We start from the raw sequence: 20,650 nt of genomic DNA on the forward strand, positions 1-20,650 counted from the left end.
CCCGTGTCCGGTCCGCGGGCCCTCCGAGGTGCCGCCACGGGGCGCCGCCCCGGACCCCGCTCCTCAAGCGCCGGAGGGGCTTGCTCGGGGTCAGGTGAGGGTCAGTGTGAGCAGTGCTGCCGTCGCCGCCGTCTCGGCCACCGCTCCGAACACGTCCCCCGTCACCCCGCCGAACCGGCGTACGCACCGGCGCAGCAGCACCTCGGCCGCCGCGCAGCCCAGGACGACGCCGAGCGCCGCGCCGGGGGACAGGAGCGCCGCGAGCGCCGTGATCACCGCGCCCGTCAGCAGCGCGGCCTTCGGCGGCACCGTCTCGGCGACGGCCGCGCCCAGTCCTTCCGGGCGGGCGGCCGGGACGCCGGTGCGGGAGGCGAGGGTGAGGGCGAGGCGGGCCGTCACCGCCGAGGCGGCTGCCGCGACGGCGCCGTGGATCCAGGAGTCCGCGTAGAGCTGGGCCAGCGCGGCGATCTGGGCGAGCAGCGTGAGAACCAGTGTGACGACGCCGAACGGGCCGATGTCCGACTGCTTCATGATGTCCAGCGCCCGGGCCGCGGGCTTACCGCTGCCCAGGCCGTCCGCGACGTCCGCGAGGCCGTCGAGGTGCAGGCCCCGGGTGAGCACCGCCCCCGCCGCGACGGAGGCGACCGCGGCGAGGAGCGCGCCCGCCCCGAGCAGGGCCAGTGCCCCGCCGAGCGCGGCCGCGGCGACCCCGACGGCCAGGCCGGCCAGCGGGGCGCAGACCATGCCGGCGCGGGCGGCGTCCCGGTCCCAGCGGGTGACGGTGACGGGCAGGACGGTGAGGGTGCCGAAGGCGAAACGTATGCCGTCGGTCAGGGCGGTGCGGGAGCTCGTTGCGGACACCGGGGGAGGTTAACCCGGCGCGGAGACGGGGGCCGGAGGGCGGTCGTACAGCGCGGCGGCGCCGCACAGGGCGAGCGCCGCGGCGACGGCGGCCAGGTGCTCCTTGCCCGCGAGGTTCGGCGCGAGCACGCACTCGGCGGCCATCGCGGCGGCGACCAGGGCGCCCGTGCACCGGGCTCCGTGGCGCCAGCACACGTAGAGCGCGAGGCCGACCACCGCCGCCGACGGGCCGGTGTCCACGGTGTGCGCGTCCGACGCCGGCAGGCCGAGCGGGAGCGCCGGGCCGAGCGCGACGCCGAGCCGCGCGTACAGCGTCCCGGCGAGCGTGGCCGCGTACGCGACGAGGAGGGTGCGGCGCCGGCCGAGGCACAGCTCCGCGACGCCGAAGACCAGCAGGACCTGGGCGAGCGCGCCCCACACCGGCAGGTCGAGCGCGGGGACGAAGAGGGAGAGAGGCGTGCGCGCCAGGCCGAGCCAGAGGGGGTCCCCGGCCCGGACCGCGCCGACGTCCTGGACGAACCGGTAGCCCCACGGCTGGTTCTGCACGTACTGGAGGGCGGCCGTCAGAGCCACCGCGGCCAGGGTCAGCGCGAGCGCGGAGTGCCCGCGGGCGCGCAGCCCCGCGCGGACGGCGCCGTACAGCGGCCCCCACTCGCGGCGGGCCCGGGCGCGCGCGGCGCTCCTCACGGCTGCTCCACGCGGCCGCGCCGCAGCCATCGTGGCAGGGCCGGCACGTCCAGGAAGCCTTCGGCGCGGGCCGAGGCGATGCCGATGCGGGGCAGGTCGGCGCTGCGTTCGAAGAGCAGGAAGCGCGGTTCCCACAGCGGCCGGTACTTCGCGTTGGCCCGGTACAGCGACTCGATCTGCCACCACCGGGAGAAGAAGCCGAGCAGCGCGCGCCACAGGCGCAGCACCGGGCCCGCGCCGAGCCGCGAGCCGCGTTCGAAGACGGAGCGGAACATCGCGAAGTTGAGCGAGACCCGCGCGATGCCGATCTCGTGGGAGCGCTGGAGGAGTTCGATGACCATGAACTCCATCAGGCCGTTCTCGGCCGTGCGGTCCCGCCGCATCAGATCGAGCGACAGGCCCCGCGGGCCCCAGGGCACGAACGAGAGCACTGCCCGCAACCGCCCGCTCGCGTCGGCGCATTCGAGCATCACGCACCGGCCGTCGGCCGGGTCGCCGAGCCGGCCGAGCGCCATCGAGAAGCCGCGCTCGGTGGCCCCGTCGCGCCACTGGTCGGCCCGCTCCAGCAGGTACGCCATCTCGGCGGGCGGGATGTCCTCGTGGCGGCGGACCCGGACGGTGTAGCCCGCGCGCCGGACGCGGTTGTAGGCCTGGCGGACCGTGCGCATCGACCGCCCTTCGAGGGTGAAGTGGCGTTCGGCGCCGCCCCGGGCCGCGGTCGCCACGATCGCCTCGTCGCCGAGTTCGAGGGCGTCCAGGCCGTGCCGCGCGTAGACGGTGCCGGCTTCCTCGCTCGCGCCCATCACGGCGGGGATCCAGCCGTGCACGCGCGCCTGGGCGAGCCAGGGTTCGATGGCGCCGGGCCAGGCCTCCGGATCGCCGATCGGATCGCCCGAGGCCAGCGAGACGCCGCCGATCACCCGGTACGTCACCGCGGCCTTGCCGGTCGGGGACCACACCACGCTCTTCTCGCGGCGCAGCGCGAAGTAGCCGAGCGAGTCGCGCTCGCCACCCTTGTCGAGCAGGGCGCGCAGCTTCGACTCGTCGTGCGGGGCGAGCGGGTCGACCGCCCTGCGGGTGCGGAACGCGGCGTGGACGACGGCGATCAGCAGCGCGGTGGAGAGGACGTTGATGACGACGTCGACCCAGTGCGGGGTGGCGATGCCCGGGTCGCCGGCGCCGTCGGCGGCGACCGAGACGAGGCGCAGCGCGCCGTAGCGCCAGCGGTCCAGGAAGGTCGAACCGCGCCCGCCGTGGGCCTGGTTGGCGGCGGTGACCAGGAGCGCCGCGAGGAGCGAGGTGACCAGCAGCCCGCCGGCCGCGACGGCCGCGGCCAGTCTCGGGTTGGCGCGGTCGCCCCTGGCGTAGAACTCGCGGCGCCCGGCGAGCAGGGCGGCCACGAAGGCCGCGGTCAGCACGAGCGAGACCCAGTTCTGCGCGTACTGGCGTACCTCCGCGAAGCACATCACGACGGCGAACAGCAGCAGGAACAGGCCGGCCAGCACGAGGTTGAGGATCCACGCCGCGCGTTTGCGCCGGCGCATCGTGACCGCCAGGAACCAGGTGACGACGGCGGAGGAGAAGCCCGCGGCGAGCAGGTACGGGGTGAAGTAGTTCTCCGCGTTGTGGCGGCGCAGGTCCTGGCCGAAGGAGACCCAGACGGCGCTCAGCAGATTGACGCAGGTGACGGCCCGGAGGTACCAGACGGTGAAGCCCGCGGCGCGTCGTGAGGTCGGTGTGCTGGTCGGTGGCTCTCCCGTGGCGCCCATGACGGCGAGCATATGGGCGTTTTGGTGCGATTTGGGGTCGGCGCCGCCGTGTGGTGCGGCACCGACCTGGAGCGGCGGCGGTTGCTGCTACCTGCGGTGGCGGCCGTCACGGCGCCCCGCGGGGGTGGCCGTAACGGCTACCTGCGGCGGATGACCGCTCGTGCGGCGTGCGGCGTGCGGCGGCTACGGCGACCCGCGGCGGTGGCTGCGACCGACGGCGGCTGCGACCGACGGCGGCCGCGACCCGCGGCGGCTGCGACCTGCGGCGGTGGCTGCCATCCGTGCCCACGGCTGCGACCCGCGGCGGTGGCGTTCCGCGCGCCGGACTGGCGGCTGCGACCCGGGCCCACGGCTGCGACCCGCGGCGGTGGCGTTCCGCGCGCCGGACTGGCGGCTGCGACCCGGGCCCACGGCTGCGACCCGCAGCGGGCGGCAGCTGCGGTGACCCGCGCCGGTGGCTGCGACCTGCGGCGGCGGCCGCGACCCGCGCCCACGGCTGCGACCCGCGGCGGCAGCCGCTACCGCTCCGCGCCGCCCGCGCCCCCGTCGCCCAGCGCCGTGGCCGGACCTTCAGGGCCTTCAGGGTCTTCGGGCGCGACGGCCGCCGGGTCCGGACGCTCCGGCAGCTCCGCCGCCAGCGCCGCCGCCGCCTGGACCAGCGGCAGCGCCAGCAGCCCGCCGGTGCCGCCGCCCACCCGCACGCCCTGGTCGAGCAGCGGGTCCATCGCCATCCGGTCCAGCGCCTTGGCCTGGGCGGGCTCGCCGCTGGCGTGCCCGGCCAGCCACCAGTCCGGCGCGCGGAACGCCACCCGCTGGCCGACCAGCGCGCAGGCGGCCGACACGACGCCGTCCAGGATGACCGGCGTCCGGCGCACCGCGCTCTGCAGCAGGAACCCGGTCGCGGCCGCGAGATCGGCGCCGCCCACGGCGGCGAGGAGCTGCAACTGGTCGCCCAGGACCGGCCGGGCTCGGCGCAGCGCGTCCCGCACCGCCGCGCACTTGCGCATCCAGGTCAGGTCGTTGACCGGGTCGCCGCCGCGGCCGGTGACCACCGAGGCGTCGGTGCCGCACAGCGCCGCGACGAGCGTGGCCGCCGGCGTCGTGCCGCCCACGCTCAGGTCGCCGAGCACCACCAGGTCCGTCCCCGAGTCGGCCTCCTCGTCGGCGACCGCCATGCCCGCACGGAACGCGGCCTCGGCCTCCTCCAGGGTGAGCGCGTCCTCGACGTCGATCCGCCCGGAGCCGCGCCGCACCCGGTGGCCCCCGACCCCCGCGGGCAGTTCCCCGGGGTCGCAGTCGAGCGCCATGTCGACGATCCGCACGCCGACGCCGAGCCGCCGGGCGAGCACCGCGCCGGCGCTCGCGCCCTCGGCGGCCTCGCGGACCAGCGCGGCGGCGGTGCCCGCGGCCCGCTTCGACACCCCGAGCCCGGCGACGCCGTGGTCGCCGGCGAAGAGGACCACCCGGGGCCGCGCGACCGGCCGCACGGGCACCGAACCCTGGGCGGCGCTGAGCCATTCGCCCAGTTCGTCGAGGCGGCCGAGCCCGCCGGGCGGCACGGCGAGCCGGGCCCTGCGCTCCTCGGCGTCGCGGCGGGTCCCGCCGTCGGGGCGCTCGATCAGGTCGGTGAAGTCGTCGAGATTCAGCGAGCTCATTCGTCGAACAGTACCGGCCGTGCGGGCGCCCGGCCGCTGACGTTCCGTCAACCGCCCCGGGCTCGCTGCGCCCTGTCCGAAGCGGTTCCTGACAGGTGATCACCTGTTGCGACGCGGTGATCGCGCCCTGTGATTGCCGGGTGTCCGATGTTCCCTTACGTTCTTGTTTGTATCGGATTGTCGTACCCCGGTGGCGCCAGGAGTTGACGCAGAAATGTCCCCCTCAGTCCAGGCCGTGGCCGACCGCCGCCCGGCCTCCCGCACCGCACTCGCCCAGGGCACCGAGCGCTCCCACGAACCGCCCCGAGCCGACTGCCCCTGGTGCGGCTCCGCGAGACTGCGTACCACCGACCTGCTCCCGCACAAGCCCGGCACCTTCACCGTCGACCAGTGCCGGGCCTGTCGCCACTCCTTCCAGAACCCCCGCCTCACCCGCGAGGGCCTGGACCTCCACCACCGCGACTTCTACGACGGCCGCCACGCCGCACAGGCCGGGAGGATCTTCGGCGCGCGCACCTCCGTCCGCCGCCGGCAGCGCGCCGTCCGTGCCCTGGCCCGGTTCATCGAACCGGAGAGCTGGCTGGACGTCGGCACCGGCCGCGGCCACTTCCCTGCGGTCGCCAGGCGACTGCTGCCGTACACCGCGTTCGACGGGCTCGACGTCGGCTCCGGCGTCGCCGAAGGTCGCCGGAGGGGCCGCATCGAGGAGGCCCACCGCGGCCACCTGCCCGACCTCGCCCCCCGGCTGGCCGGCCGCTACGACGCGATGAGCATGTTCCACCACCTGGAGCACTCCCTCGACCCCCGCGCGGAGCTCAAGGCGGCCCACCGCGTCCTGCGCCCCGGCGGCCACCTGCTGATCGAGGTCCCCGACCCGGACAGCCGCTACGCCAGACTGCTGGGCACATGGTGGGCCCCGTACTTCCAGCCGCAGCACCTGCACTTCATCCCGCTCGCCAACCTGCGCACCGAACTCGCCGCGCTCGGCTACACCGTCGTCGCCGTCGACCGCCGCGAGCCGCACGTGCCGCTCGACCTCTCGGCCGCCTGCGCCCTGCTCCTGAGCCGTTTCCTGCCCGAGCGCGACGACCCGTGGCGCACCGGCGCCCCCGGCGCCGTCCGGCGCGGGCTGCGCCGCGTGCTGAGCTACGCGGCGGCCCCGGCCTTCGTCGCCTGCCACGCCGCCGACCGGCTGCTCGCCCCGCTGGTCAGCCGCACCCGGTTCTCGAACGCCTACCGGATCATCGCGCGCCGCAACCCCGACCCCGCCTGACCCCGCCCCGGCCCGGTGGTCCGCCGGTCAGCCGCGCAGCGCGAGCGCCTGCCCGGCGACGACGAGCAGCACCTGCTCGCACTCGCCCGCGAACGCGGCGTTGAGCCGGCCCAGTTCGTCGCGGTAGCGGCGCCCGGACGCGGTCGCGGGCACGATCCCCGAGCCCACCTCGTTCGACACGGCGACGACGGTGCGCCGGGTCCGCCGGACCCCGTCGACCAGCTCCGCGACCCTCGCCCGCAGCGCCTTCTCGCCGCCGCCCGCCCACTCGGCGTCGTCCCAGGCGCCCACCTCGTCCATCGCGTAGGTCAGCCACAGCGACAGACAGTCCACGAGCAACGGTGCCGGGTCCGCCGTGTCGGCCAGCAGCGGGAGCAGGTCGCAGCTCTCCGCGGTCCGCCACGACCCGGGCCGCCGGTCGCGGTGCACGGCGACCCGCCGCGCCCACTCGGTGTCCCCGCCCCGGGTGCCGCCGGTCGCGACGTACAGCACGTCGGGGAAGGCCGCCAGGCGCCGCTCCGCCTCCACCGACTTGCCCGACCGCGCCCCGCCGAGCACCAGCGTCCTGCGCGGCACGTCGGGCACGCTCTCGTACGCGCCCACGACCAGGGTCGTCCCGTCCGGCACGGCCCGTGCGCCCGCCGCCGCGAGCCGCCGGTCCAGCTCGGGGCCGGGCGGCACGTCGTGGTCCAGGTGCACGGCGACGACGTCGGTGGTCGGCCCGACCGCGCCCGCCGAGCGCAGCCGCGCCAGCGCGTCCGGCCGCCCGGCCACGTCCAGGACCACCATCTCGTAGGGGCCGCGCACCTCTTCGAGCCCCGCGGCCGCGGCCCGGGGCGGCAGGTACAGCAGCCGCTCGCCGTCGGGCCCGGTCACCTCGTACCCCGTGCCCGGCGCGTCCAGGGCCAGCGCCCGCACCCGGTGCCCGGTGAGCAGCGCCAGCTCCCGCCCGTCCGGCACCCGCACCGGCTGCGGCAGCCCGGCCGGCACCTCCACCGCGGGCCCGTCGTGCGGATGGGAGAGCAGCACCTGCCGTACGCCGCCGAGGCTGTGCCCCGCGCGGGCCGCGGCGAACGCGGCGCCCGGCGTCAGATCGAGCAGCAGCGCCCCGTCGACCAGCAGGGCCGTGGCGGCGCGCGCGCCGGGGCCGAGCGCGGTCGCGCAGGCCGCGCAGGGACAGTCGGGGCGGGGCAGCCCCTCGGGGGCGCCGGTGCCGAGCAGAGTCAGTTCCACGGGAAGATCCTCCCGCGCCCCCGTCCGGGCCGCGCGCCCGGCTACGCTTCCAGGGAATCAGGACATCGGACATCCGGTACCGGGAGGCTGGCATGGCGGCATGGACGTGGCGGTTCGAGAAGTCCGACGGGACAGAGGTGGCCCCGGCGGTGCAGCCGGAGGAGTTCACGACGCAGGGCGACGCCGAGTCCTGGATCGGTGAGCACTGGAAGGAACTGGCGGAGGGCGGGGCGGACCAGGTCACCCTCTCCGAGGACGCGACGGTGATCTACGGCCCGATGAGCCTGCACGCGGAAGGAGCGGCGGCTCCGCAGGAGTGACGGGCGCGGGCGGGGCGGGACCGGACGAAGGCCCGGCCCCGCCCGCGCGCCGTTCGGGGTGCGGGTCTCGTCGTGGCTGGTCGCGCGGTTCCCCGCGCCCCCGAGGCATGCGGCTTCGCCGCAGCCCCGTCCCCCGGGCAGGTCAGATCTCGCCGAGCGTGACCTCCGCCGTCTTCCGTGCCCCGTCCCGGCTGTACGTCACCGACACCTTGTCGCCGGGCTTCTTGCCGGCCAGCGCCTCCGACAGCGTCTGCATCGTGGGCACGTCGGTGCCGCCGAACCGGGTGATGATGTCCCCGGCCTCGATCCCGGCCCGCGCCGCGCCGCCGCCGTCCGTCACCGAGACCACCGCGACCCCGGCGGCCCGGTAACCGTCGTCGAGCACCGAGCGCCCCGTGATGCCGAGCGCCGCCCGGCCCGAGTCCGTCACCTTGCCGTCCTTGATCACCTGGTCCGCGACGGTCGTCGCCATCGACGCCGGGATCGCGAACCCGATGCCGGGCGCCGCGCCGCTGCCCATCCCCGGATCGACCGCCGCGAGCGTCGGGATACCGATGACCTCGCCGTCCAGGTCGACCAGCGCGCCGCCGCTGTTGCCCGGGTTGATCGCCGCGGACGTCTGCACCATGTTGGCGATGGTCGCCCCGGTGCCGCCGCCGGAGCGGCCCTCGCTCACGGTCCGGCCGGTCGCCGAGACGATGCCCTGCGTGACGCTGGAGGAGAGTCCCAGCGGGGAGCCCATCGCCAGCGTGATCTGCCCGACCGCCACCTTCGCGGAGTCACCGAACCGCGCGGCCTTCAGCCCCTCGGGCAGCTTGTCCAGCTTGATGACGGCGAGGTCCTGCTCCGGATACGCGTAGACGAGCCGCGCGCCCAATTCGTCCGTGCTGTTGGCCGTGGTGACCTTGAAGGTCTTCTCGTCGCCGACCACGTGCGCGTTGGTCACGATGTGTCCCTGGTCGTCGTAGACGACGCCGGAGCCGAGGTCGGAGGAGGCCTGGATCTGGACGACCGACGGCAGGACCTCCTTGATCACCTTCTGGTAGTCGTCCTGGAGGCTGCCGGCCGCCGCGGGCGCCGCCTGCGTGGTGGAACCGGACGGCGGCCCGGCGGCGCCGGAGTCCGCGCAGCCGGAGAGAAGCGCCGCGGCGCACAGCGCGGCGGCCGGTGGCCAAGCGGCCCGCGGTGCGCGGAACGGACGGCGGGCACGGGAGACGCGGGACGGACGGCGGGCACGCGCGCGGGAGGCATCCATGCCCGGATTGTCACGTTCGCGCAAGGCGGGCGCCCGCCCTGCGCACCCGAACAGGCGTCAGCCGCGGACCCCGCACAGGTGCAGCAGCGCGGCGACCCGCCGGTAGGGCTCGGTGCGCCCGGCCCGCTCCTCGGCGGCGAGCAGCGTCTGCAACTCCCCGCGCTCCGGCGGCTCGGCCCCGTCCACCGCCTGGTCGGTGAAGACCCGTACGCCGTACCAGGTGTGCAGCGGGGCGCCGATCCCGGCGAGCGTCGCCGTCAGGGTGGCGAGCCGGTCGGCCCGCACGTCGAGGCCGAGGCGGTTGCGGTACGACGTCGACTCGAAGGCGCCGAGCGTGGTGACCCAGTCACCGGCGAGCCCGGGCCGCATGGCGAGCGCGTCCGCGTTCCGTACGAGCAAGGAGAGCAGGCCGCCGGGGGCCAGCATCCGCGCGAGTCCCGCGAGCAGCGCGTCCGGGTCCTCGACGTACATCAGGACGCCGTGGCAGAGCACGACGTCGAAGCTGCCGGGCAGGAAGTGGACGCCGGTCTGGTGGCCGTCGCCCTCGACGATCCGCACCCGCTCGCGGACCCCCTCGGGCTCCGCCGCCAGCGCCTGCTGCGCCACGGCGATCATCCCGGGGTCCTGTTCGACGCCAGTCACCTTGTGCCCGGCCCGGGCGAGGCGCAGCGCCTGCGTGCCCTGGCCCATGCCCACGTCGAGCACCCGCAGCCGCTGCCCGACGGGGAACCGGCCGGCTATCTGCTCGTCGAGCTGGCGGGCCACCAGCTCCTGCCGCACGACGTTGCGCAATCCGCCCAGCCGCGCCAGCCAGGAATCCGGCGCGTCCCCGGCGAAAGCCTCCGCGCTCAGGGTCGCTCCCCGCGCTTGACCTGCGGCTTCGGCAGACGAAGACGCTTCATCTGGAGGGTGCGCATCAGGGCGTACGCGACGGCGCCCTTGCGGCGCTCGTCCGGGAACTTCTCCGCCAGCTTCTTCTTCAGGCGGAAGCCGGTGACGGCCGAGTCGATCACGATGGCGACGATGACGAAGAGCCAGAGGTACAGCGCGATGTTCTGCAACTGCCCGACCCGGACCATGCTCCCGACGAGGATGATCACCGCCATCGGCAGGAAGTACTCGGCGACGCAGAACCGCGAGTCGACGAAGTCACGCGCGTACTTGCGCACCGGACCCTTGTCGCGGGCCGGCAGGTAACGCTCGTCGCCGTTGGCCAGCGCGGCGCGCTGGCGCTCCATCGCGGTACGGCGCTCCTCGCGCTGGCGTCCGCGGGCCTCCTTCGGCGTCATCTTGGTGTTGGCCACGCTGCGGCGCTGCGACTGGGCCGCGCTGCGCTTGGGCGTGGGGCGGCCCTTGGGCGCCTGCGGGTCTCGGGTCTGCGTGGACGAGGAGGTCACCGGGGCCTTGGCGGCGGGGGCCTTGTCATCCTTGGATCGGCTACGGAACACAAAAGCCAAGGGTACGCGGTGGCCGTGCGGGGACGAGGGGCCCGTCGGGAACGATCCGGCAACGCCCGGCGTCCATAGGGACACATAGGGACGCACCTCCTCCTCACGCCGGAGCGGCGCGGGACGCAGTCGTCCTTGGGGATGAGCGCATCCGCACCTGAACAGTGCGGTAATAGACGCAGGACCCGTACTGTGGATTCTGTCGCAGTGCTGGAGCTCGAACGGCCGGTCGGATCTGTCAGAAGGGGGCGCGCGAAGCCCATGAGCGGTGTCATGAAGCGTATGGGGATGATCTTCCGCGCGAAGGCGAACAAGGCCCTGGACCGGGCCGAGGACCCGCGCGAGACCCTCGATTACTCGTACCAGAAGCAGCTGGAGCTGCTCCAGAAGGTGCGCCGCGGGGTCGCCGACGTGGCGACCAGCCGCAAGCGGCTCGAACTGCAGCTCAACCAGCTCCAGGGCCAGTCCTCGAAGCTGGAGGACCAGGGCCGCAAGGCGCTCGCGCTCGGCCGCGAGGACCTGGCCCGCGAGGCGCTCTCCCGCCGGGCCGCGCTCCAGCAGCAGGTCACGGACCTTCAGACGCAGCACCAGACGCTCCAGGGCGAGGAGGAGAAGCTCACCCTCGCGGCGCAGCGGCTCCAGGCCAAGGTCGACGCCTTCCGTACGAAGAAGGAGACCATCAAGGCCACCTACACGGCGGCGCAGGCCCAGACCCGGATCGGCGAGGCGTTCTCCGGCATCTCCGAGGAGATGGGCGACGTCGGCATGGCGATCCAGCGGGCCGAGGACAAGACGGCGCAGCTCCAGGCGCGGGCCGGCGCCATCGACGAGCTGCTCGCCTCCGGCGCCCTGGACGACCAGTCGGGGCTCGCCAAGGACGACATCCAGAGCGAGCTGGACCGCCTCTCCGGTGGTACGGATGTAGAGCTGGAGCTGCAGCGCATGAAGGCCGAGCTGGCCGGGGGTTCCTCCTCGTCCCAGCAGGCGATCGAGGGCGGCGCCGGACAGGGCCAGCAGCAGCAGCCGCAGGACACGCCGCGTTTCGACAAGCAGTAGGACAGGCTTCGACCGGGCCGTGACAGCGCCGAGGAGGGCGTCATGATCGTACGGATCATGGGGGAGGGCCAGGTGGAGCTGGCCGACAGCCACTTCGCCGAGCTCAACAAGCTGGACGACGAACTGCTCCGCGAGATGGAGAGCGGCGACGCGGCGGGGTTCCGCCGGACGCTCGACGCGCTCCTGGAAGCCGTCCGCCGGCTCGGCGAGCCGCTCCCCGACTCCGCCCTGGAGCCCTCCGAGCTGATCCTGCCCGGGCCGGACGCGACCCTCGACGAGGTCCGCGCCATGCTCGGCGACGACGGCCTGATCCCGGGCTGAACCGCACCGCGGCGCGGGGGGCGGCTACCGTGACGCCGGTGACCCCCCTCGTACGCTGGGCCAGGAACCACCCCCTGGCCCTGGACGCCCTCGTCGCGCTCGGCGTCCTCGTCGCCATGATCGCGGGTTCCCTCGTCGACCCGCACGGCCCCGACGGCGCGTACGTCTGGGGCGCGCGCACCCCCGGCGGCCTCAGCTTCCTGCTCATGGTGCTCGGCGCCCTCGCGCTGGTCTTCCGGCGCAAGGCCCCCATGTGCGTCCTGGGCGCCACGTCGGCCGTCTCCGCCGTCGAGCTGGTCACCGGCGAGCCCCGCGCCCCCGTGGTGATGTCCGCCGTCATCGCGCTCTTCACGGTCGCCGCCCGCACCGACCGCCCCACCACCTGGCGCGTGGGCCTGGCCACCATGGCGGTGCTCACCGCCGTCGCCATGGCCGACGGCCCGCTGCCCTGGTACGCGCAGGAGAACCTCGGCATCTTCGCCTGGACCGGGATGGCCGCGGCCGCCGGGGACGCCGTCCGCTCCCGGCGCGCCTTCGTCCAGGCCATCCGGGAGCGCGCCGAGCGGGCCGAGCGGACCCGGGAGGAGGAGGCCCGGCGGCGGGTGGCCGAGGAGCGGCTGCGCATCGCCCGCGATCTGCACGACGTCGTCGCCCACCACATCGCGCTGGTCAACGTGCAGGCGGGCGTCGCCGCCCACGTCATGGACAAGCGGCCCGACCAGGCCAAGGAGGCCCTCGCGCACGTCCGCGACGCCAGCCGCTCCGCGCTCGACGAACTGCGGGCCACCGTCGGCCTGTTGCGCCAGAGCGGTGACCCGGAGGCCCCGACCGAGCCGGCGCCCGGACTCGACCGGCTCGACGACCTCGTCGCCACCTTCCGGCACGCGGGCCTGCCCGTCGAGGTGGCCCGCACCGAGTCGGGCCCGGCCCTGCCCGCCGCCGTCGGCCTGGCCGCCTTCCGCGTCGTGCAGGAGGCGCTCACGAACGTCCGCAAGCACGCGGGCCCCGGCGCGAAGGCCGAGGTCAGCGTGGTGCGGGTGGGGCACGACGTGGAGATCTCGGTCCTCGACAACGGCCCCGGCACCCCGGCCCCCGGCCGCCCGGACGAGAACGGCGGCCACGGCCTGCTCGGCATGCGCGAACGCGTCACCGCCCTCGGCGGCACCCTCACCACGGGACCGCGCTACGGGGGCGGCTTCCGGGTCCATGCGATCCTTCCGGTCGACGCCCGACCCACCACAGCAGGGAACGCCACGCCATGACGAGCGGCACGCACGGCAGCAGCACGATCAGGGTTCTCCTCGCCGACGACCAGGCCCTGCTGCGCAGCGCCTTCCGGGTGCTCGTGGACTCCGAGCCCGACATGCAGGTGGTGGGGGAGGCCTCCGACGGCGCCGAGGCGGTCCGCCTCGCCCGCTCCGAGCGGCCCGACGTCGTCCTCATGGACATCCGGATGCCCGGCACCGACGGCCTCGCCGCGACCCGGGAGATCAGCGCCGACCCCCAGCTCGCCCAGGTGCGCGTCGTGATGCTGACGACGTTCGAGGTCGACGAGTACGTCGTGCAGTCGCTGCGGGCGGGCGCCTCCGGCTTCCTCGGCAAGGGCGCCGAACCCGAGGAGCTGCTCGGCGCCGTCCGCGTCGCGGCCGCGGGCGACGCCCTGCTCTCGCCGGCCGCGACCAAGGGCCTGATCGCCAAGTTCCTGGCGCAGGGCGACGGTTCGGACCCGGCGACGGGCGCCGCCGGCGGCCACGCGGAGCGGCTCGCCGCGCTCACCGGGCGCGAACGCGAGGTCCTGGTCCAGGTCGCGGGCGGCCACTCGAACGACGAGATCGCCGAGCGCCTGGAGGTCAGCCCGCTCACCGTCAAGACCCACGTGAACCGCGCCATGGCCAAGCTCGGCGCCCGCGACCGCGCACAACTCGTCGTCATTGCCTACGAATCGGGCCTGGTCCGTCCAAGGGTGGAGTGATCCGGGCCCCCGTGTACTACGGCCGCAGTAGGCGCCGCATAAGAACGGGACCTGGGAGCGACGAATCGGGCCGCCGCCGTGGCGGAAGGTGTAGGCGGGCCCCTGCGCATGTCCGCGTCAGGGCCGTCATCCACCGCTCACGCCCCTGGAGTACCCCCGCTCATGTCCTGGCTGTCGAGATTCAGCCTCGCTCAACGCGCCCTGATCGGGCTGGTGTCCATCATCGCGATCGTCTTCGGCGCCATCGCGATCCCCCAGCTCAAGCAGCAGCTGCTGCCCACCATCGAACTGCCCATGGTCTCCGTCCTGGCCCCGTACCAGGGCGCGTCGCCCGACGTGGTGGAGAAGCAGGTCGTCGAGCCGCTGGAGAGTTCCATCGACGCGGTCGACGGGATCACCGGCATCACCTCCACGGCCTCCGAGGGCAACGCGGTGGTGATGGCCCAGTTCGACTTCGGCAGCGGCAGCGACTCCAAGCAGCTCGTCGCCGACGTCCAGCAGGCCGTCAACCGCTCGCGCGCCCAGCTCCCCGACGCCGTCGACCCGCAGGTCATCGCGGGCTCCACGGACGACATCCCCACCGTCGTGCTCGCCGTCACCTCCGACAAGGACCAGCAGGCGCTCGCCGACCAGCTCGACACCACCGTCGTCCCGGCGCTCAAGGACATCGACGGCGTCGGCCAGGTCAACGTCGACGGCGTCCGCGACCTACAGGTCGACGTCACCCCGGACGACAAGAAGATGGCCGCGGCCGGCGTCGGCGTCCAGACGCTGAGCCAGTCCCTCAAGGCCGGCGGCGCCACCGTGCCCGCGGGCTCCTTCGCCGAGGACGGCAAGAACCGTACGGTCCAGGTCGGCGGCGGCTTCACCGCCCTGCGGCAGATCGAGGACCTCATGGTCACCGGTCAGGGGGTCAAGAAGCCGGTCCGCCTCGGGGACATCGCCTCCGTCCGGCAGCGGCCCTCCGCCGCCGACTCGATCACCCGCACCGACGGCCGGCCCAGCCTCGCCGTCACGGTCACCATGGACCACGACGGCTCCGCGGTCTCCATCTCCGAGGCCGTCGAGGACAAGCTGCCCGGTCTGCGGGCCGACCTCGGCGCCGGCGCGAAGCTGACCGTCGTCAGCGACCAGGGCCCGGCCGTCTCCAAGTCCATCTCGGGCCTGACCACGGAGGGCGCGCTCGGCCTGCTCTTCGCGGTCATCGTCATCCTGGTCTTCCTGGCGTCGCTGCGCTCCACCCTCGTCACCGCGGTCTCGATCCCGCTGTCGGTGGTCCTCGCGCTGATCGTCCTGTGGATCGGCGACCTCTCCCTGAACATGCTCACGCTCGGGGCGCTGACCATCGCGATCGGCCGCGTGGTCGACGACTCGATCGTCGTCCTGGAGAACATCAAACGCCACCTCGGCTACGGCGAGGAACGCCACGAGGCGATCCTCACGGCGGTCCGCGAGGTCGCGGGCGCGGTCACCTCCTCCACCCTCACGACGGTGGCGGTCTTCCTGCCGATCGGCCTGGTCGGCGGCATGGTGGGCGAGCTGTTCGGCTCGTTCTCGATCACCGTGACGGCCGCGCTGCTCGCCTCGCTCCTCGTCTCGCTCACCGTCGTCCCGGTCCTCTCGTACTGGTTCCTGCGCGCCCCCAAGGGCGTCCAGGGCATCGACCCGGAGGAGGCCCGCCGCAAGGCCGAGGAGAAGGAGGCCCGCTCCTGGCTCCAGCGGATCTACGTCCCGGTGCTGCGCTTCGCGACGCGCCGCCGCCTGACGAGCCTCGCCATCGCCGTGGTCGTCCTCATCGGCACCTTCGGCATGGCCCCGCTGCTCAAGACCAACTTCTTCGACCAGGGCGAGCAGGAAGTCCTCTCCATCAAGCAGGAGTTGAAGCCCGGCACCAGCCTGGCCGCGACCGACGCCGCCGCCCGCCAGGTCGAGAAGGTGCTCCAGGGCATCGACGCGATCAAGGACTACCAGGTCACCATCGGCAGTTCCGGCTTCATGGCGGCCTTCGGCGGCGGCACCGACACCAACCAGGCGTCGTACCAGGTGACGCTGAAGGACAAGGCGTCCTACGAGGCCACGCAGGAGCGCATCGAGCGCGAGCTGGGCAAGCTGTCCGGCGCCGGTACGACGACGATCTCGGCCGGGGACGGCTTCGGCAGCCAGGACGTCAGCGTGGTCGTCAAGGCCGCGGACGGCCAGGTGCTCGACAAGGCCGCGGAGCAGGTCCGCAAGGCCGTCGCCTCGATCGACGACGTCACGGACGTCACCAGCGACCTGTCGCAGTCGGTGCCGAGGATCTCGGTGCGGGCCAACGCCAAGGCGGCGGCGGCCGGTTTCGACGACACGACGCTCGGCGCCGCCGTCACCCAGGCGGTGCGCGGCACCACCAGCGGCAAGGCGATCCTCGACGACACCGAGCGGGACATCGTCGTGACGTCGGCGAAGCCGGCCACGACGATGGACGAGCTGAAGCGGCTGCCGCTGGGACCGGGCGGCACGAAGCTCGGCGACATCGCCACCGTGCGCCTGGCCGACGGACCGGTCTCGATGACCCGGATCGACGGCGCCCGCGCGGCCACCATCAGCGCGCGGCCGACCGGTGACAACACCGGCGCGGTCAGCACCGATCTCCAGTCGAAGATCGACAAGCTGGAGCTGCCGAAGGGCGCGACGGCCACGATCGGCGGAGTCACCTCCGACCAGGACGACGCGTTCAAGAACCTCGCCCTGGCGATGCTCGCGGCGATCGCGATCGTCTTCATGCTCCTGGTGGCGACGTTCCGCTCGCTGGTCCAGCCGCTGATCCTGCTGGTCTCCATCCCGTTCGCGGCCACCGGCGCGATCGGCCTGCTCGTCGTGACCGGCACCGCGATGGGTGTCCCCGCGATGATCGGCATGCTGATGCTCATCGGCATCGTGGTGACGAACGCGATCGTCCTGATCGACCTGATCAACCAGTACCGCGCGCAAGGGTTCGGCGTGGTCGAGGCCGTGGTCGAGGGCGGCCGGCACCGGCTGCGGCCGATCCTCATGACGGCCCTGGCCACGATCTTCGCCCTGCTCCCGATGGCGCTCGGCGTCACCGGCGAGGGCGGCTTCATCGCGCAGCCGCTCGCGGTGGTCGTGATCGGCGGTCTGATCACGTCGACGCTGCTCACGCTGCTGCTGGTGCCCACGCTCTACGCCATGCTGGAGCTCCGCAAGGAGAAGCGGGCGAAGAAGCGCGCCGCCAAGCGCGACCGCAAGGCGGGCATCCCGGCCCAGCCGGACCCGGCAGAACCGGAGCGTGCCGGCGTCTGACCCCGCCAGGGGCGCGGGGAACTGCGCGCTCAGCCGACGAAAAGCCGCAGTCGCGTCTGCTCATGTACCGAGCAGACGGGACTGCGGCTTCGTCGTGGCTGGCCCCGCCGAACCGCTACGGGAGCGCGAGCATCCGCTCAAGCGCCACCTTGGCGAACCGTTCCGTCTCCCGGTCGACCTCGATCCGGTTCACCAGCTGCCCGTCCGCCAGGGACTCCAGCGTCCAGACCAGGTGCGGCAGATCGATCCGGTTCATGGTCGAGCAGAAGCAGACCGTCTTGTCGAGGAAGACGATCTCCTTGCCCTCGGGCGCGAACCGGTTGGCGAGCCGCCGGACGAGGTTCAGCTCGGTGCCGATGGCCCACTTGGACCCGGCGGGCGCGGCCTCCAGCGCCTTGATGATGTACTCCGTCGACCCGACCTGGTCCGCGGCCGCGACGACCTCGTGCTTGCACTCGGGGTGCACCAGCACGTTCACGCCGGGTATCCGCGCGCGCACGTCGTTCACCGACTCCAGCGAGAACCGGCCGTGGACCGAGCAGTGCCCGCGCCACAGGATCATCTTCGCGGCGCGCAGCTCCTCGACGCTCAGACCGCCGCCGGGCTTGTGCGGGTTGTAGACGACGCAGTCGTCGAGCGACAGCCCCAGATCGCGCACCGCGGTGTTGCGGCCCAGGTGCTGGTCGGGCAGGAAGAGCACCTTCTCGCCCTGCTCGAAGGCCCAGTTCAGGGCGCGCTCGGCGTTCGACGACGTACAGATCGTGCCGCCGTGCCTGCCGGTGAACGCCTTGATGTCGGCCGAGGAGTTCATGTACGAGACGGGCACCACCTGCTCGGCGATCCCGGCCTCGGTCAGCACGTCCCAGCACTCGGCGACCTGCTCCGCGGTGGCCATGTCGGCCATCGAGCAGCCCGCGGCGAGGTCCGGCAGCACGACCTTCTGCTCGTCCCCGGTCAGGATGTCGGCGGACTCGGCCATGAAGTGCACACCGCAGAAGACGATGTACTCGGCCTCGGGCCGCGCGGCCGCGTCCCGCGCCAGCTTGAAGGAGTCGCCGGTGACGTCCGCGAACTGGATGACCTCGTCGCGCTGGTAGTGGTGTCCGAGCACGAACACCTTGTCGCCGAGCTTCTCCTTGGCCGCGCGGGCCCGCTCCACCAGGTCCGGGTCGGAGGGCGAGGGCAGGTCGCCGGGGCAGTCGACGCCGCGCTCGCTCGCGGCGTCGGCCTCCCGGCCGAGCAGCAGCAGCGCCAGCGGCGTGGGCGAAACGTCCAGGTCAACGACTGCCTGGGGGGTCTGGGCCGTGGTCACGTCACGCACCCTTTCTTGTCTGCAGACCGACTTTTCGTCGAAATGACGTTATCTATCATAGCCGCTTCACGTCAGTTTGACGATGGCGATGTCGTCGATGTGACGCAATCCGCCCCGGCCGTCCCGTGCCCGCCCGGGCCGGGGTGTGCGAGCATGAAAGAGAAGCGCGAACCGTCCCGACGATCCGGAATGGATCCGGGCCTTTGCCGGTTGCAATGGTCGGCAAGCAGTCTCCGTACAACCCGGGAGAGATGTAGATGTCCGTATCGGACGAGACCACCACCGTCAGCGACGGCATCATCCTGAGCGACGCCGCCGCGGCCAAGGTGAAGGCTCTGCTCGAGCAGGAAGGCCGCGAGGACCTGGCTCTGCGGGTCGCGGTCCAGCCCGGCGGCTGCTCCGGCCTGCGCTACCAGCTCTTCTTCGACGAGCGCTCGCTCGACGGTGACGTCGTCAAGGACTTCGGTGGCGTCAAGGTCGTGACCGACCGCATGTCCGCTCCGTACCTGGGCGGCGCCTCGGTCGACTTCGTCGACACCATCGAGAAGCAGGGCTTCACGATCGACAACCCGAACGCCACGGGCTCCTGCGCCTGCGGCGACTCGTTCAGCTGACCAAGCACGGCGAAGGGCGGTCACCCCGGCCGGGGTGTACGCCCGAACCCCAGGGCCGGACCCCACCCGGCCCCGGGGCAGCCCCCCGCGCCCCTGGAGCATGCGGCTTCGCCGCAGCTCCCCGATGAGATGGCGCACGTAGTGCGCATCTCAGGGGCGCGGGGAACTGCGCGAGAAGCCCTACCGGCCCGCGGGCCACGAACGACCCGCACCCGCGCTACGCCGCAGCCGCCAGTTCCCGCGGAACGAACTGCACATGCCGCTCCCCCCGCCGCAGATCAACCTTGAGCCGCAGATTCGCGGCCCGGGCCAGCATCAGCCCCACCCCGACGGCGGCCCCCGCACAGATCACCCCGCCCAGCGCAAAACTGACCCGCACCCCGTACTGGTCGGCCAGCCAGCCGAAGAGCGGACCGCCCAGCGGCGTACCGCCGGTGAAGACCATCATGAACAGGGACATGACGCGGCCGCGCATCTCGGGGTCGGTGCCCATCTGGACGGTGGAGTTGGCCGTCACGTTCACCGTCAGGCCGAGGATGCCGAGCAGCACGATCAGCGGCGCGAACGCCCAGACACCCGGCGACCAGGCGGCCAGGACCTCCAGGGCGCCGAACCCGACCGCGGCCCCGACCAGGACCCGCAACCGCGTCGAGCGGCGCCGGGCGGCGAGCAGCGCCCCGGCCAGCGAGCCGATCGCCATCAGCGTGTTGAACAGCCCGTACTGGCCGACCCCGCCGTGGAAGACGTCGTCGGCGTAGGCGCTGAGCCAGATCGGGAAGTTGAAGCCGAAGGTGCCGACGAACCCGACGAGGACGATCGGCCAGATCAGCTCGGGGTGCAGCGACACGTACCGCAGCCCCTCCCGCAGCTGGCCCTTGCCGCGCGGGGTCCGCTTGATCTCGCTCAGCTCACGGGTGCGCATCAGGAGCAGGCCGGTGAGCGGGGCGAGGAAGGAGAGGCCGTTGGCGAGGAACGCCCAGCCGGGGCCGACGGCCGCGGTCAGCGCGGAGGCGACGGCGGGGCCGATGAGCCGGGCGGACTGGAAGTTCGCCGAGTTCAGCGAGACCGCGTTGCGGACCTGGTCCGGGCCGACCATCTCGGAGACGAAGGACTGCCGCGTCGGGTTGTCGACGACCGTGACGAGGCCGGTGAAGAACGCGGCGAGGTAGACGTGCCAGACCTGCACGTGGCCGGAGAGCGTCAGCGCGGCCAGGAAGAGGCCGGACAGGCTCATCGCGCCCTGGGTGCAGAAGAGCAGGCTGCGCTTGGCGAAGCGGTCGGCGATCACGCCGCCGTACAGCCCGAAGAGCAGCATCGGCAGGAACTGCATGGCCGTGGTGATGCCGACGGCGGCCGAGGAGCCGGTGATGGACAGCACCAGCCAGTCCTGGGTGATGCGGGCCATCCAGGTGCCGGTGTTGGAGATGACGGCCCCGGTCGCGAAGAGCCGGTAGTTGCGGATCTTCAGGCTCGCGAACATCGAGGTCTTGCGGGGGCGGGCGGCGGGGTCGTGGGTGGTCGGTGCGGGGGCGGAGTCTGCTCCGGGTCCCGTACTCAAAGTGCGTTCGCCTCCT

Annotated in this window: 18 protein-coding genes; 8 read left to right on the top strand and 10 right to left on the bottom strand. The window is 73.5% G+C overall.

Features of this window, described 5'->3' with window-relative positions; translation table 11 throughout:
- Positions 1 to 90: 90 nt before the first annotated feature.
- From cobS to cobT, 4 genes are all read right to left on the bottom strand, one after another.
- On the bottom strand, positions 91 to 861 hold the full coding sequence (cobS, locus tag ABZY33_RS12160) for an adenosylcobinamide-GDP ribazoletransferase (RefSeq protein ID WP_356491427.1): 771 nt from the start codon (positions 859 to 861) through the stop codon (positions 91 to 93).
- Positions 862 to 870: 9 nt separating this feature from the next.
- Positions 871 to 1,578: a hypothetical protein gene (locus tag ABZY33_RS12165; RefSeq protein WP_356491428.1), complete on the bottom strand. Its 708-nt coding sequence runs from the start codon at positions 1,576 to 1,578 to the stop codon at positions 871 to 873.
- Positions 1,545 to 3,317: a phosphatidylglycerol lysyltransferase domain-containing protein gene (locus ABZY33_RS12170; protein WP_356491429.1), complete on the bottom strand. Its 1,773-nt coding sequence runs from the start codon at positions 3,315 to 3,317 to the stop codon at positions 1,545 to 1,547. The genes ABZY33_RS12165 and ABZY33_RS12170 overlap by 34 nt, the downstream gene beginning before the upstream one ends.
- A 518-nt stretch (positions 3,318 to 3,835) precedes the next feature.
- Entirely contained in the window at positions 3,836 to 4,972 is a 1,137-nt protein-coding gene (cobT, locus tag ABZY33_RS12175) for a nicotinate-nucleotide--dimethylbenzimidazole phosphoribosyltransferase (RefSeq protein ID WP_356491430.1), read from the bottom strand.
- Positions 4,973 to 5,186: 214 nt separating this feature from the next.
- On the opposite strand from cobT, the gene ABZY33_RS12180 reads away from it, so the two are divergent.
- Positions 5,187 to 6,245 carry a class I SAM-dependent methyltransferase gene (locus tag ABZY33_RS12180; RefSeq protein WP_356491431.1) on the top strand — a complete coding sequence of 353 codons (1,059 nt, stop codon included), beginning with the start codon at positions 5,187 to 5,189 and terminating at the stop codon, positions 6,243 to 6,245.
- A 27-nt stretch (positions 6,246 to 6,272) separates the two neighbouring features.
- On the opposite strand, the gene ABZY33_RS12185 is transcribed toward ABZY33_RS12180, so the two are convergent.
- Positions 6,273 to 7,478, bottom strand: coding sequence for a bifunctional adenosylcobinamide kinase/adenosylcobinamide-phosphate guanylyltransferase (locus ABZY33_RS12185; protein WP_356491432.1), 1,206 nt, complete (start codon positions 7,476 to 7,478; stop codon positions 6,273 to 6,275).
- A gap of 92 nt (positions 7,479 to 7,570) precedes the next feature.
- On the opposite strand from ABZY33_RS12185, the gene ABZY33_RS12190 reads away from it, so the two are divergent.
- On the top strand, positions 7,571 to 7,798 hold the full coding sequence (locus tag ABZY33_RS12190) for a hypothetical protein (RefSeq protein WP_356491433.1): 228 nt from the start codon (positions 7,571 to 7,573) through the stop codon (positions 7,796 to 7,798).
- A gap of 142 nt (positions 7,799 to 7,940) precedes the next feature.
- On the opposite strand, the gene ABZY33_RS12195 is transcribed toward ABZY33_RS12190, so the two are convergent.
- The 3 genes from ABZY33_RS12195 to ABZY33_RS12205 form a co-directional block, all read right to left on the bottom strand.
- Entirely contained in the window at positions 7,941 to 9,053 is a 1,113-nt protein-coding gene (locus tag ABZY33_RS12195) for a trypsin-like peptidase domain-containing protein (protein WP_356491434.1), read from the bottom strand.
- A 57-nt stretch (positions 9,054 to 9,110) separates the two neighbouring features.
- Positions 9,111 to 9,818, bottom strand: a complete 708-nt coding sequence (locus tag ABZY33_RS12200) for a methyltransferase domain-containing protein (protein WP_356491485.1) — start codon at positions 9,816 to 9,818, stop codon at positions 9,111 to 9,113.
- An 83-nt stretch (positions 9,819 to 9,901) separates the two neighbouring features.
- Entirely contained in the window at positions 9,902 to 10,501 is a 600-nt protein-coding gene (locus ABZY33_RS12205) for a DUF3043 domain-containing protein (RefSeq protein WP_356491435.1), read from the bottom strand.
- A gap of 261 nt (positions 10,502 to 10,762) precedes the next feature.
- On the opposite strand from ABZY33_RS12205, the gene ABZY33_RS12210 reads away from it, so the two are divergent.
- The 5 genes from ABZY33_RS12210 (at position 10,763) to ABZY33_RS12230 (ending at position 17,150) form a co-directional block, all read left to right on the top strand.
- Complete coding sequence (locus ABZY33_RS12210) at positions 10,763 to 11,557, top strand: PspA/IM30 family protein (RefSeq protein ID WP_356491436.1); 795 nt, start codon at positions 10,763 to 10,765, stop codon at positions 11,555 to 11,557.
- Between the two features lie 42 nt (positions 11,558 to 11,599).
- The gene (locus ABZY33_RS12215) at positions 11,600 to 11,878 is read left to right on the top strand and encodes a hypothetical protein (RefSeq protein ID WP_356491437.1); all 279 of its coding nucleotides are present in this window, start codon (positions 11,600 to 11,602) and stop codon (positions 11,876 to 11,878) included.
- 38 nt (positions 11,879 to 11,916) lie between these two features.
- Entirely contained in the window at positions 11,917 to 13,140 is a 1,224-nt protein-coding gene (locus tag ABZY33_RS12220; protein WP_356491438.1) for a sensor histidine kinase, read from the top strand.
- Positions 13,137 to 13,850 (top strand): response regulator transcription factor, encoded by a 714-nt coding sequence (locus ABZY33_RS12225; RefSeq protein ID WP_356491439.1) that lies wholly within the window; start codon positions 13,137 to 13,139, stop codon positions 13,848 to 13,850. Before ABZY33_RS12220 ends, ABZY33_RS12225 begins: the two co-directional genes overlap by 4 nt.
- Before the next feature lie 162 nt (positions 13,851 to 14,012).
- Positions 14,013 to 17,150, top strand: coding sequence for an efflux RND transporter permease subunit (locus ABZY33_RS12230; protein ID WP_356491440.1), 3,138 nt, complete (start codon positions 14,013 to 14,015; stop codon positions 17,148 to 17,150).
- Positions 17,151 to 17,265: 115 nt separating this feature from the next.
- On the opposite strand, the gene nadA is transcribed toward ABZY33_RS12230, so the two are convergent.
- Positions 17,266 to 18,462: a quinolinate synthase NadA gene (gene nadA / locus ABZY33_RS12235; protein ID WP_356491441.1), complete on the bottom strand. Its 1,197-nt coding sequence runs from the start codon at positions 18,460 to 18,462 to the stop codon at positions 17,266 to 17,268.
- Positions 18,463 to 18,719: 257 nt separating this feature from the next.
- On the opposite strand from nadA, the gene ABZY33_RS12240 reads away from it, so the two are divergent.
- Positions 18,720 to 19,076, top strand: coding sequence for an iron-sulfur cluster assembly accessory protein (locus ABZY33_RS12240; RefSeq protein WP_356491442.1), 357 nt, complete (start codon positions 18,720 to 18,722; stop codon positions 19,074 to 19,076).
- 217 nt (positions 19,077 to 19,293) lie between these two features.
- Here the strand turns inward: ABZY33_RS12240 and ABZY33_RS12245 are convergent, their stop codons facing one another.
- A complete protein-coding gene (locus ABZY33_RS12245; protein WP_356491443.1) occupies positions 19,294 to 20,634 on the bottom strand; it encodes an MFS transporter in 1,341 nt (446 codons plus the stop codon).
- Positions 20,635 to 20,650 lie beyond the last annotated feature (16 nt).

The sequence above is a fragment of the Streptomyces sp. NPDC006552 genome, from assembly GCF_040611655.1.
Taxonomy (GTDB): Bacteria; Actinomycetota; Actinomycetes; order Streptomycetales; family Streptomycetaceae; genus Streptomyces.

Coding starts and splice junctions, on each gene's coding strand:
- ABZY33_RS12165 (WP_356491428.1), bottom strand. CDS start 1,578: ATGGCTGCGGCGCGGCCGCGTGGAGCAGCCGTGAGGAGCGCCGCGCGC.
- ABZY33_RS12170 (WP_356491429.1), bottom strand. CDS start 3,317: ATGGGCGCCACGGGAGAGCCACCGACCAGCACACCGACCTCACGACGC.
- cobT (WP_356491430.1), bottom strand. CDS start 4,972: ATGAGCTCGCTGAATCTCGACGACTTCACCGACCTGATCGAGCGCCCC.
- ABZY33_RS12180 (WP_356491431.1), top strand. CDS start 5,187: ATGTCCCCCTCAGTCCAGGCCGTGGCCGACCGCCGCCCGGCCTCCCGC.
- ABZY33_RS12190 (WP_356491433.1), top strand. CDS start 7,571: ATGGCGGCATGGACGTGGCGGTTCGAGAAGTCCGACGGGACAGAGGTG.
- ABZY33_RS12195 (WP_356491434.1), bottom strand. CDS start 9,053: ATGGATGCCTCCCGCGCGCGTGCCCGCCGTCCGTCCCGCGTCTCCCGT.
- ABZY33_RS12210 (WP_356491436.1), top strand. CDS start 10,763: ATGAGCGGTGTCATGAAGCGTATGGGGATGATCTTCCGCGCGAAGGCG.
- ABZY33_RS12215 (WP_356491437.1), top strand. CDS start 11,600: ATGATCGTACGGATCATGGGGGAGGGCCAGGTGGAGCTGGCCGACAGC.
- ABZY33_RS12225 (WP_356491439.1), top strand. CDS start 13,137: ATGACGAGCGGCACGCACGGCAGCAGCACGATCAGGGTTCTCCTCGCC.
- ABZY33_RS12230 (WP_356491440.1), top strand. CDS start 14,013: ATGTCCTGGCTGTCGAGATTCAGCCTCGCTCAACGCGCCCTGATCGGG.
- ABZY33_RS12240 (WP_356491442.1), top strand. CDS start 18,720: ATGTCCGTATCGGACGAGACCACCACCGTCAGCGACGGCATCATCCTG.